The sequence below is a fragment of the Corallococcus sp. AB045 genome (genome assembly GCF_003668895.1).
Classification (GTDB): Bacteria; Myxococcota; Myxococcia; order Myxococcales; family Myxococcaceae; genus Corallococcus; species Corallococcus coralloides.
The window spans coordinates 91,512-102,525 of record NZ_RAWN01000006.1 but is presented as its reverse complement, the minus strand read 5'-3'; the positions used below and the strand labels follow the sequence as shown (position 1 = coordinate 102,525).

The following is an 11,014-nucleotide window of genomic DNA, read 5'->3' as shown; positions in this document are numbered from 1 at the left end:
GCGGGGCAGGGGGACGACTCACCGGTGGGGGGCGAGCCGTCCCTGTTCGCCCGGCTGGCGGTGGGCGTGTTCCGGCACCGGGGCCGGGTGCTGGTGGGCGCGCTGCTGCTCCTCGCCGCGGCGGTGTGGGCGCTGCTCCGGGGTGGGCACCTCACCACCGGCACCATCGAAGGCATCGAATCCGCGAGGGCCGAAGCGCTCGCGCGCGGTGCCGCCGCGGGGTCGAACGACCAGACCCTGGCGGTCATCTTCCATCACGACGAATGGACCACGGACGAGCCGCGCTTCGCCCAGGCGGTGACGTCCGTGCTGTCGCGCGTGGAGCGGCTGCCAGAGGTCGCATCGGTGGTGTCGCCCATCGGTGCACCCGAGGCCTTCCGCGCCCGCTTCGTGGCGAGGACGGGCCACGACCTGCTGGCGCTGGTGCGGCTCAAGGGCGGCGAGCGCGAGGCCACCGCCGCGTTCCCCGCCGTGCGCGCGGCGCTGGAGAACCCGGACCTCCGGACGACGCTCACCGGCAAGGTGGCCTTCCTGGCCGCGCTCAATGAATTGCTGGAGCACGACCTGCTGCGCGCGGAGTTGCTGTCATTCCCGCTGGCGCTGGTGGTCCTGCTGTGGGTGTTCCGGACGGTGGTGGCGGCGATGCTACCGCTGGTGGTGGGCGGGCTGGCGGTGCTCTGCGGTGTGGCGGGCGTGATGCTGCTGTCGCACGCCACGAACATGGCCCAGTACACGCTCAACGTCGTGTCGCTCATCGGCCTGGGCGTGGCCATCGACTACTCGCTCTTCATCGTGAGCCGCTTCCGCTCAGAGCTCGCGCTGGGCCTCAGCACGGAGCACGCGCTGATGCGCACGCTGGACACCGCCGGGCGGGCGGTGGCGTTCTCGGGGCTGGCCGTCACGGTGGGGCTGGGAGGCCTGCTCTTCTTCCGGGGCTCGTACCTGAGCGCCATGGGACTGGGCGGCGCGTTGGTGGTGGCCTTCGCGGTCCTCTTCGCGCTCACGGTGCTGCCCGCGCTGCTCGCCTGGCTGGGGCCCCGGGTGGACCGGGGACGGTTGCCCTTCGCCCGGAAGGAGGGCCGCGGCGGCGCCTGGCATGCGCTGGCCACCTGGGTGATGCGGCATCCCTGGTGGGTGCTGTTGCCCACGCTGACGCTGCTCCTGGCCATGGGGCTGCCGTTCCGGCGGCTGCAACTGGCGGCCACGGACATCACCACGCTGCCCGAGGGCACCGAGGCACGCCAGGGCGCGGAGACCCTGGCCCGCCTGTTCCCTCGCGAGGCCGCCACCCGCGTCCTGGTGGCGGTGGAGTTTCCAAGCGGCAGTCCCCTCACGCCGGAGCGCGCGGGCGCCCTCTACGACGCCAGCCGCCGGGTGGCGTCGATGTCCGGCGTGGTCGGCGTGGAGATCGCGGTGGACCTGGGCCCCGGCATGGACCGGGCGACGGTCCAGCGGATGGCCGCGGCTCCACCCCAATTCCTTCCACCGGAGCTCCAGGCCGCGCGGGCCGCGTACGTCACCGGCAACGTCGCGGTGATGCAGGTGCTGACGTCCTCGGCGCCCAGCAGCCTGGAGGCGCGCAACCTGGTCCGCGCGCTGCGCGAGGACCGCACGGTGGGCGACGGCCGGTGGCTGGTGGGAGGGCAGACGGCGACGGACGTGGACGCGGCGGCCTTCGTGAAGGAGCACACGCCCGCGGCGGTGGGCTTCGTGATGGGGATGACGTGCATCGTCCTCTTCGTGCTCCTGCGCTCCGTGGTGCTGCCCTTGAAGGCGCTCCTGATGAACCTGCTGTCGCTGGCCGGTTCGTTCGGTGCCCTGGTGTGGATCTTCCAGGAGGGGCACCTGCACCGGCTGCTGCGCTTCGAACCCGGGCCCATCGAACCGTCGCTGCCCATCCTCTTGTTCTGCGCGCTGTTCGGCCTGTCCATGGACTACGAGGTGCTGCTGCTCAGCCGCATCCGCGAGGAGTATCTGCGCACGGGCGACAACACCCACGCGGTGGCTGAAGGACTGGAGCGGACCGGCGGCCTCATCACCAGCGCGGCGGCCATCATGGTGGCCGTGTTCGCGGCCTTCACGCTGGCGTCGGTGGTCGTGGTGAAGGCGATGGGATTGGGAATGGCCATCGCGGTCGCGCTGGATGCGACGCTGGTCCGGGTGCTCATCGTCCCCGCGATGATGCGCCTGATGGGGGACCTGAACTGGTGGGGGCCCGGCCACTGGAGGCGCTCACATCCACGAGCGCAAGGGACGGAGGTGCGGCCATGAACGCACGGAACCTCGCATGGACGGCGGCGGCGCTGGGCGTGCTCGTGCACGGGCACCGGGAGCTGATGGCCGGTCTGCGGCGGCGCGCGGCTCCGCCCGTGAAGTACTTCGAGCCGCCCTCGGTGACGGTCATCCGGCCCATCCGGGGCCTGGACGTGGACGCGCGCGAGAACGTGCGCGCGCTGCTGGACCTGGACTATCCCGGCGAGTGGGAGGTGCTCTTCGTCTTCGACAGCGAGGACGACCCGGCGTTCCTCCCCACCCGCGAGGAGGTGGCCGCCCGCCCGACGCGCGCGAAGCGGGTGGAGTTGATTGTCGCGGGCGAGCCACCGGTGGGGATGACGGGCAAGCTCAACGCGATGCAGGTGGGCGTGGCCCGCTCCCGGTGCCAGTTGCTGGCCTTCAGCGATTCGGACACGCGGCCCTCGCCCGGAGTGCTCACGGCGCTGGTGGGCGCGCTGCTGGAGGACGGCGGGACGGGCGCCACGTTCGCGCCCATCTACGCGGCGGCGGACGTGCCCCTGGCGGGCGACGTGGGCTACGGGCTGCTGGTGAACGCGTGGTACGGCGCGTCGGTCGCGTGCACCGCGGCGCCGGATGGCGCGCTGCCCTTCATCATGGGGCAGTTGATGGTGTTCCGGCGCCAGGCGCTGGAGGCCATCGGGGGCGTGGGCTGCGCCGCCGGGCAGTTCGTGGATGACATGTACCTGGGGCGCCGGCTGCACGAGTCCGGGTGGAAGAACCGCGTCGTCCACGCGCCCCTGCGCGTCGTCACGGGACAGCTGGAGTTGGGCGCCTTCCTGCGCATCTTCCGGCGGTGGATCCTCTTCTCGGAGGCGGGCATCCCCGGCGCCTTCGCGCGGCCCCACTGGGTTCGTGGCGCGGTGAGCTGGCTGTCATGGGGCGCGCTGGCGACGGCGGTGGCGCGGAGGGCCTGGGGCGCGGCGCTCCTGTCGGTGGCGCCCATCGGCTTCTCCGTGTGGAGCCAGCTGCGGCTCCAGCGGGCCTGTCACGGGCCGGAGGTCGCGCCCCGGCACTACTGGGTGCCGGCAGTCCTTCCGCTGCTGGGGGCCGGCGTGGCGCTGTCCGCGCGGCTGTCTCGCGAGGTGGACTGGCGCGGCCGGGGCTATCGCTTGGATGCGAAGGCGCGCCTGGGTGAGGCCCAGCCCGCCCGGGCCAGCGTGTAGACGGGACGGCGGACGCGACGATGCAGCCAGCTCCCCACCTGTTCCACCGCGCTCGCCATGGTGCCTCGCAAGGGCGGCCCGGCGGAGCGCAACAGCGGCGCGGCGGACCGCAGGCTGCCCCCGGGTCCGTCCGGCGAGAGCATCGCGGCGAAGGCATGGGCGACGACGCGCAGGTACTCGCGGGCCATCACCCGCATGCGGGGCTCCTCCGAAGACAGCAGGGCCATGGAGGCGCGCGCGCCACCGGGGCTGTGCTCCCAGTAGTGCAGCAGGCCCATGCGCAGCGCGTGCATGCCTTCATCCTGTCCAGCGAAGGCGCTGTAGAGCGCGGAGGCGAGCGCGACGCGGGTGCGCTGCGCGGGCCGCCGTGCGTGCGCGTAGTGCTCCAACGCGCGGGCGACGTGGTCCGGGTAGCGGTGCAGCGACTCCTGGAGGGCGCGGGCATCGTGGAAGCACGACGCCATGCCGCTGGCCGTGAGCGGGTGGCAGCACGCGGCGGCGTCGCCCACGAGCACGGCGCTCCCCATCCAGACGGTCTCCGCCAGCCAGTCGTCGTTGGAGGCCATGCGCACCGCGGGCCGCTGCTCCAGCGCCTGCATGACGGCCTCCCTCAGCCGCGAGGGCAGGGCGAGCAGCAACTCCGGTTGCTCCTTCAGCGTCTGGGCCGTGCTGCCCAGGGGCAGGTCCACCATCACTCGCGCCACGCCGGGCTGGATGGTGTACGCCAGCGCGTGCACGGCGCCGCCCACGAACTGGTGGCCGTATTCAGGGTGGGTGAGGCAGGCGCTGTCCACGGTCACGCCCAGCATGGTGGACAGGCGCTGGTGGTGCTCGGCGATGCCCAGCATCCGCCGCACGGGCGACGCGCGTCCGTCCGCGGCCACCAGCAGCCGGGCGTGCACGGTGTGCTCGGTGCCCGCGTGCGAATAGCGCAGGCGCACGCCGCGCTCGCAGTTGTGCTCCACGGCCGTCACGCGGGCCCGGACGCGCACCGTGACTCCGCGCCGCCGCGACACCGACTCCTGCAGGGGGAGGGTGAGGGCGGCGTGTTCGAGCGACAGTCCTGTCACACCGCGACCGTAGGGCAGGACGAGCGTGCGGGCGGGGGCATGGAAGCGCACCGCGAAGCCCCTCACGGGATGGGCCGCCCAGCCATCCACGACGTCCCCGAAGCCCAGCGCGCGCAGGTCCCGCACCCCGGGCGGGTGGAGCAGTTCGCCCGCGAGCTGCTTGTGCCGGTCCACGCCCGCGTCCAGCAGCAGGACGGACCACCCCAGCTCGGAGAGCGCCGCCGCCACCGCGCAGCCCGCGGGCCCGCCCCCGGCTATCACCACCTCGGTGTCCCCCACGTCGCCCCCGCTCGGTTCGCAGACGCCATGTCTGGCATTGACGAATTATCCATTGAAGCGCCGTGCCGCACGCGGAGGAGGCAGGCATGAAAGTGCAGGTTGCATCATTCTGTCGCACACTCTTGCCCCAGGTCTCCCGGACCTTCGCGCTCAACATCCCGCTGTTGCCCGAGCCCCTGGACCTGGCGGTGACGGTGGCCTACCTGCTGTGCCGCATCGCGGACACGCTGGAGGACGAGGCCCCCGGGGCACCTCACGGTGCATTGCTCGACGAACTGGGAGCCCTGGTGTCGCTGGAGCCGGGCTGGGAGGCCCGTGCCCGCTCCTTCGCGCGAAGGGCGCGGCTGGCCCTGCGGGACGAGGTGCCACCCGCGGAGGCCGAGCTGGTGTCGGAGACACCGGCCGTGCTCGAAACCCTGGCCTCGCTTCCCTCCTGGGTCCACCCGCCCATCGCGCGATGTGTGCGCACGATGACCGGCGGCATGAATCAGATACAGCGGATGCATGGAGGGAGCGGGCAGGTCATGGGGCTGCCCGACCTTCAGGCGACGTTCATGTATTGTTATTACGTGGCGGGCGTTGTCGGCGAGATGCTGACCGGTCTCTTTGTCGCCAGCGCTCCCCGGGTCGCCTGGCGCGAGGCGCGGCTCATGACTCGGGCGCCTGCCTTTGGCCGGGCCCTGCAGCTCACCAACATCCTCAAGGACGTGCGCGAAGACCTGGACCGCGGAAGCTGCTGGCTGCCCAGGGACCGCATGGCCGCGCATGGCCTCACGCCCGCCACGCTGGCCCTGCCTTCGCTCCGTGCGAACGCCGTGGCGCTGATGGATGAGCTGGTGGCGGTGGCGCGCCGGGAGTTGGACGTCGCGCTCGAATACTCGCTGGCGCTTCCCGTGGAGGAGCCCGGCCTGCGGCTGTTCTGTCTCTACCCGCTCTTCTTCGCGGCCGCGACGCTCGACGCGGTGGAGGGCAACCCCGCCGTGTTCGAACCCGAGCCCGTGAAGATTCCCCGGGAGACGGTGGCGACGCTGATGCGGCTCACGCAGGAGCGGGTGGGCTCGGATGAAGCGCTGCGGGCGCTCTACGCCAGCGGTTCGCGGGCGCCCCGGGACGGCGCGGAGGCCTGGAGCTGATGCGGCGGGCCCGAGACCAACTGGCCGGGACGCAGGCGGCGGACGGCTCCTGGAAGGGGGACTACAGCGGCCCGCTGTTCCTGGGCCCGGTGTACGTGGCCGGGCTGTATGTGATGGGGCGCACGCCGGAGGCGTCCGTCCGCGACGGGATGGTCGCCCACATGCGGGCCCACCAGAACCCGGATGGGGGCTGGGGGCTGGACGTGGAGTCGCCCAGCCTCGTCTTCACGTCGGTGCTCAACTACGTCGCGCAGCGGCTGCTGGGCATCAGCGCGGACGACCCGGGGCTCGTCCGCGCGAGGGCGTGGTTCCTTCCCCGGGGAGGCCCGTTGGGCAGTGCGTCCTGGGGGAAGTTCATCCTCGCCCTGCTGGGGCTCTACGAATACGAGGGCCTCGCGCCCGTGCCTCCCGAGCTCTGGCTGTTGCCGCGAGGCCTGCCGTTCCATCCCTCCCGGCTCTGGTGCCACTGCCGCATGGTGTACCTGCCCATGGGCTGGCTCTACGGCCGCCGGGTCCGCGCCACGGAGACACCGCTGTTGGCCGAGCTGCGGCGCGAGCTGTATCCCCAACCCTACGCGGACGTGGACTGGAAGGCGGCGCGTGGACGCGTGGCCCGCACGGACGCCTACAGCCCCCACGGTCTGGGATTGCGCGCCGTGCACCGCGTGCTGGGCCTGTATGAGCGGTTCCATTCGAAGCGGCTGCGGAAACGCGCGCTGGCGGAGTCCCTGGCGTTGATTCGCGGCGAGGACGAAGCGACGCACTTCGTCTGCATCGGGCCCATCAACAAGGTGCTCGACATGGTGGTGTGGCACGTGGCGCGGCCGGACGGTCCGGAGGTGCGGGCCCACCTGGAGCGCCTGCCGGACTATCTCCAGCAGACGCGGAAAGGCATCACGGTCAACGGCTACAATTCCTCCCAGCTCTGGGACACCGCCTTCGCGGTGCAGGCGCTGGTGGCCTCCGGAGAGTCCGCCTGGGCGCGGGACACGCTGGCGCGCGCGGGCCGCTTCCTGGAGGCGCAGCAGGTGCTGGAGGATTCGCCGGACGCCGCCAGACACCACCGGCATCCCAGCCGGGGAGGGTGGCCCTTCAGCACGCGCGCGCACGGCTGGCCCATCAGCGATTGCACGGCGGAGGCGCTGAAGGCGTGTCTGTTGTTGGAGCCGCTCGGGCTCAATCGCGTGCCGCGCGAGCGCCTGGAGCAGGCCGTGGCGTTCATCCTGTCCTTGCAGAACCGGGATGGCGGCTGGGCCACCTATGAGCGGCAGCGGGGGCCGCGCTGGCTGGAGCGGTTCAATCCCTCGGATGTCTTCGCCGGCATCATGGTGGACCCCAGCTACGTGGAGTGCACGTCGGCCTGCATCCAGGCGCTGGCCGCGTGGCGCGAGGCCTTCACGGACGCCCCGGTGGGCCACGCCATCACGCGGGGCGCGGACTTCCTGCGCCGCCAGCAGCATCCGGACGGCGGCTGGGAGGGTTCCTGGGGCGTGTGCTTCAGCTATGGCACGTGGTTCGGTGTCACCGGCCTGGTGGCCTCGGGCGCGGGGACCGGAGACCCCGCACTGCGCAAGGCCGTCACGTTCCTGAAGGCCCACCAACGCGAGGACGGCTCATGGAGCGAAACCATCCAGGCCTGCCGCGAGCGCCGCTGGGTGGCGGGGCGCTCGGGCCACGCGGTGATGACGTCCTGGGCCGTGCTGTCGCTGGTGGCCGCGGGCGACGCGAACGCGGAGGCCACGCGCCGGGGCGTGGCGTGGCTGCGCGCGACGCAGGAGGCGGAGGGCCAGTGGCCACGAGAGCCACTGGCCGGAGTGTTCAGCCGCACCTGCGCCATCCACTACGACGCCTACCTGCGCATCTTCCCGCTGTGGGCGCTGTCGCTCGCGGAGCGACAGGCCGGAGGCTTCAAGGCGCGCGGAGGCTCTGCGACCCCAGGTAGTCCGCCTTGCCCAGGTTGACGCCGTTGTGACGCAGGAGCGCGTACGCGTGGGTGATGTGGAAGAAGAAGTTGGGGACCGCGTTCTCCAGGAAGTAGTCCGCGCCGTTCATCACCTGCCCCTCCCACCGGGGGTGGGTGACGACGCGTCCGGCGGCGCCCTCGAAGTCCTTCGCCGTGAACGTGTCCAGGTACGCGATGGTGGACTGGACGCGGGCGCTGAGTTCCTCCAGCGTCTGCTCCGTGTCCGGGTTGGACGGCGCGGCCTTGCCTGACAAGCGCGAGGCCGCCAGCTTCACGGCGTCACAGCTGATCTGCACCTGCCGCACGAACGGGAGCTGGTCCGGCGCCAACCGGAAGTTCAGGTAGAGGTTCGGGTCGAAGGACTTCGCCTTGGCATGGGCCGCGGCCGTCTCCAACCACTTGCCCAACTGCCCCAGCTGCTTCTTCATCTGCGAAAAGGTCTCGAAGTACATGGGCGCGCAAGCTAACGGGACAGCCATTGGCGCGCGAGCCAATCGCCAGGGCATCTGGAACCACGAATCCAGACGCCCTGCGTCACCCCCGGGCCTTCCGCTCACGCCTTGAACGTCATCAAGGGCCGCAGCCGGGCCACCTCCCGGACGATGTCGGCGTCCACCTGGGAGGCCACCACCGGGCCAATGGGCTTGTAGGCGGCGGGGGCCTCCTCGATGCGGCGCTCGGCCCTGAGCGCGATGCAGTCCACCCCCGTCAGCCCCAGGTCCTCCTCCCGGTGCTTCGCGCCGCCCCGTGACATGGAGAAGCGCGAGTGCGCCCGCCCTGCCCCATGCGAGGCGGACGCCAGGGCCTTCGTGTTGCCCAGGCCCCGCATCAGGTAGGACGTGGCGCCCATGGAGCCGGGGATGATGACCGGCTGGTCCTCTTCCGCCGGGCAGGCCCCCTTGCGCGCCAGCCAGCCGCCCTCCCAGGGCAGGGTGATGTTGTGGGGCACGTCGTAGACGAGCGGCGCCTCCACGTCCCCGAACAGCTCCCGCAGCGTCTGCCGCACCAGCTCCGCGAGCAGCAGCCGGTTGAGGAAGGCGTAGTTGGCCGCCGTTGCCTCCGCCTTCAGGTACTCGCGCACCTTCGCCGGGTCCGCGAGCGGGAAGATGCCGCTCGCCGGGTGCGGGGCTCCCGTGGGCCACGCGGCGCGCGCCCGCTCCTGCCAGGTGCGCCCCACGTGCTTGCCCATGTCCCGCGAACCGGAGTGCACCATGAACGCGAGCTGCCCCTCCCGCACGCCCCAGGCCCACGCCCGCGCGCGGTCCACCACGGCCTCCACCCGTTGCACCTCCACGAAGTGGTTGCCTCCGCCAATGGTGGCCAGGCCGGGGTCGCGCACCACGCCCTCCCGCCGCAGCCCGGTGGGCGCCCAGGCCGGGTCCCCCTCCAGCGCCCCGCCCAGATGGACGCGGCCGGACTCCCGGCCCAGCTGGCCCAGGTCCATCCGGGCCGCCATGCCCAGGGGCTGGCCTTCCGTCTCCAGGAGCCAGCCGGGCAGGCCGTCCCGCAGCAGCGCCTCCAGGGCGCGCGAGCCCTGGGCGACGTCCCGCGTGCCGAAGAAATAGTGCCCCTTCATCCGCTCGACGAAGGCGTCGCGGCGGGCGAGGAAGGCGTCCACGGGGATGTCCGCGACGTGCAGGCGCATGCCGCAGTTGATGTCCGTGCCCACGGCGCCGGGGACCACCAGGCCCTCCGTGTGGACCACCGACCCGATGGCCACCCCGGAGTCGCCCGGATGGAAGTCCGGCGTCGCGCGCACCTGCTTCACGCGGCCGCCGTCGGGGTGATGAAGCGCGGCGAGCGCCGCGAGCTGCTGGAGCGCCTTGCCCTCCACCGGCAGGTCCGGCGGAAGGAGGACTTCGGCGGGGGGAGCATGGGGATCCGCCTGGAGGCGGACCGTGTAGACACGACCGTCGTAAGCAACATCGAGCCCCTCGCGGGCAAGTGCCCGCAGGAGCCGGTTCAGTTTCGGCTGCATGACCTTCTCGGAATCTGACCCGGGCGGATTCGCGGCCCGGGGGACGTGAGCGATGGGTTCGAGACCTCGGGTCAGCAGCCGCGGTCGGGACGCCGGAGCGTCCGCGACCCCCTGGACGATCCAACACACCGCACCTGACGGACTCGCGAAAAGATCCGCTCCAGTCGAGGATGGGCCCATGGACGTGTCGAAGCAGGGGAACGGAGCGGTGTCATGACGGTGGCGGTCCTACGGGCCCAGGCCCCGGAGTTCGATGTGGCGTCCGTGCTGGACCGCTTCCCGGACTGCCACCCGGATGCCGTCTGGCTCCAGGGGGAGCAGCTGCAGCGCCAGGGAAGGCATTCCACCTCTGGCTTCAACCTCACCCTGGTGGAGGACGGCGAGGGCACGCTGCACGGCCCCGTCGCCGCCGCCCGCAGGCAACTGGAGGTGCTGGCCCCCCTGCTCGCGGAGCTGCGCCAGCAGGCCGTCCCCTGCGTCGTGGACTTCGGGCTGTTCGTCGGCACCGCGCGGCACTTCACCAGCTCCATCCACTTCCCACCCGACGACGTCCGGTGGTTCGCGGACCAGGGAATCGCGCTGGCCGTCTCCGCCTACCCGACCGCCGAGGAGGAGTTGGAGGACTCCTCGGGCAACCTCCAATGAGCGCGAAGACCGCCCCCCGCTGGGACCCCGAAGCCGTACCGACCTTCTGGATCAACCATGCGTCCCGGTTGCTGATGCGCCACTTCGAGCAGCGGTTGCGGCCGCTCGAGTTCGGGATGGCCTACCTGCCGGTGGTCATCGCGCTGGAGGAGCACGGGCCGCTCCTGCAGAAGCAGCTCGCGGAGTACGCCCACGTCGAGCAACCCACCATGGCCGCGCTCCTCACGCGGATGGAGCGCGACGGGCTCATCGCGCGTCAGCCGCACCCGGACGACAAGCGCGCGACCCGGATATCGCTCTCGGCCAAGGCCCGGGAGCGCCTGCCCCAGGCGAAGGAGCAGCTGGAGGACGTCGCGGAGCAGGCGACCGCGGGCTTCAGCGACCGCGAGCGCGCCACGTTCATGACGCTCCTGCGCCGAGTGGTGGACAACCTGGAGCCGCCATCCGGGGATTGAGCGCCATCCATTCCCAGAACGTCAGAGGGGTCC

General features: G+C 71.9%; 9 protein-coding genes. 6 read left to right on the top strand and 3 right to left on the bottom strand.

Going from position 1 to position 11,014, the window contains the following annotated elements:
* The coding region (locus D7Y21_RS02790; RefSeq protein ID WP_147469164.1) for an MMPL family transporter at positions 1–2,271 on the top strand (2,271 nt) is incomplete at its 5' end.
* Positions 2,268–3,458 carry a glycosyltransferase family 2 protein gene (locus tag D7Y21_RS02785; RefSeq protein ID WP_121711051.1) on the top strand — a complete coding sequence of 397 codons (1,191 nt, stop codon included), beginning with the start codon at positions 2,268–2,270 and terminating at the stop codon, positions 3,456–3,458. The genes D7Y21_RS02790 and D7Y21_RS02785, both read left to right, overlap by 4 nt.
* Here the strand turns inward: D7Y21_RS02785 and D7Y21_RS02780 are convergent.
* The gene (locus D7Y21_RS02780; RefSeq protein WP_120565100.1) at positions 3,398–4,807 is read right to left on the bottom strand and encodes an FAD-dependent monooxygenase; all 1,410 of its coding nucleotides are present in this window, start codon (positions 4,805–4,807) and stop codon (positions 3,398–3,400) included. The two genes, D7Y21_RS02785 and D7Y21_RS02780, sit on opposite strands and share 61 nt — an antisense overlap.
* 86 nt (positions 4,808–4,893) lie before the next feature.
* Here D7Y21_RS02780 and D7Y21_RS02775 point away from each other — a divergent pair, with 86 nt between their 5' ends.
* Both D7Y21_RS02775 and D7Y21_RS02770 read left to right on the top strand, forming a co-directional pair.
* Complete coding sequence (locus D7Y21_RS02775; RefSeq protein ID WP_120565270.1) at positions 4,894–5,940, top strand: squalene/phytoene synthase family protein; 1,047 nt, start codon at positions 4,894–4,896, stop codon at positions 5,938–5,940.
* Entirely contained in the window at positions 5,940–7,901 is a 1,962-nt protein-coding gene (locus D7Y21_RS02770) for a 2,3-oxidosqualene cyclase (RefSeq protein WP_121711049.1), read from the top strand. Before D7Y21_RS02775 ends, D7Y21_RS02770 begins: the two co-directional genes overlap by 1 nt.
* Here the strand turns inward: D7Y21_RS02770 and D7Y21_RS02765 are convergent.
* Positions 7,849–8,355 carry a DUF1993 family protein gene (locus D7Y21_RS02765; protein WP_121711047.1) on the bottom strand — a complete coding sequence of 169 codons (507 nt, stop codon included), beginning with the start codon at positions 8,353–8,355 and terminating at the stop codon, positions 7,849–7,851. The genes D7Y21_RS02770 and D7Y21_RS02765 overlap by 53 nt on opposite strands.
* A gap of 101 nt (positions 8,356–8,456) precedes the next feature.
* Positions 8,457–9,881 carry an RtcB family protein gene (locus D7Y21_RS02760; protein ID WP_120565097.1) on the bottom strand — a complete coding sequence of 475 codons (1,425 nt, stop codon included), beginning with the start codon at positions 9,879–9,881 and terminating at the stop codon, positions 8,457–8,459.
* 213 nt (positions 9,882–10,094) lie between these two features.
* Here D7Y21_RS02760 and D7Y21_RS02755 point away from each other — a divergent pair, with 213 nt between their 5' ends.
* Both D7Y21_RS02755 and D7Y21_RS02750 read left to right on the top strand, forming a co-directional pair.
* Positions 10,095–10,526, top strand: a complete 432-nt coding sequence (locus D7Y21_RS02755; RefSeq protein ID WP_120565096.1) for a hypothetical protein — start codon at positions 10,095–10,097, stop codon at positions 10,524–10,526.
* Positions 10,523–10,981, top strand: a complete 459-nt coding sequence (locus D7Y21_RS02750) for a MarR family winged helix-turn-helix transcriptional regulator (RefSeq protein ID WP_120565095.1) — start codon at positions 10,523–10,525, stop codon at positions 10,979–10,981. The genes D7Y21_RS02755 and D7Y21_RS02750 overlap by 4 nt, the downstream gene beginning before the upstream one ends.
* The last annotated feature ends 33 nt before the right edge of the window (positions 10,982–11,014 follow it).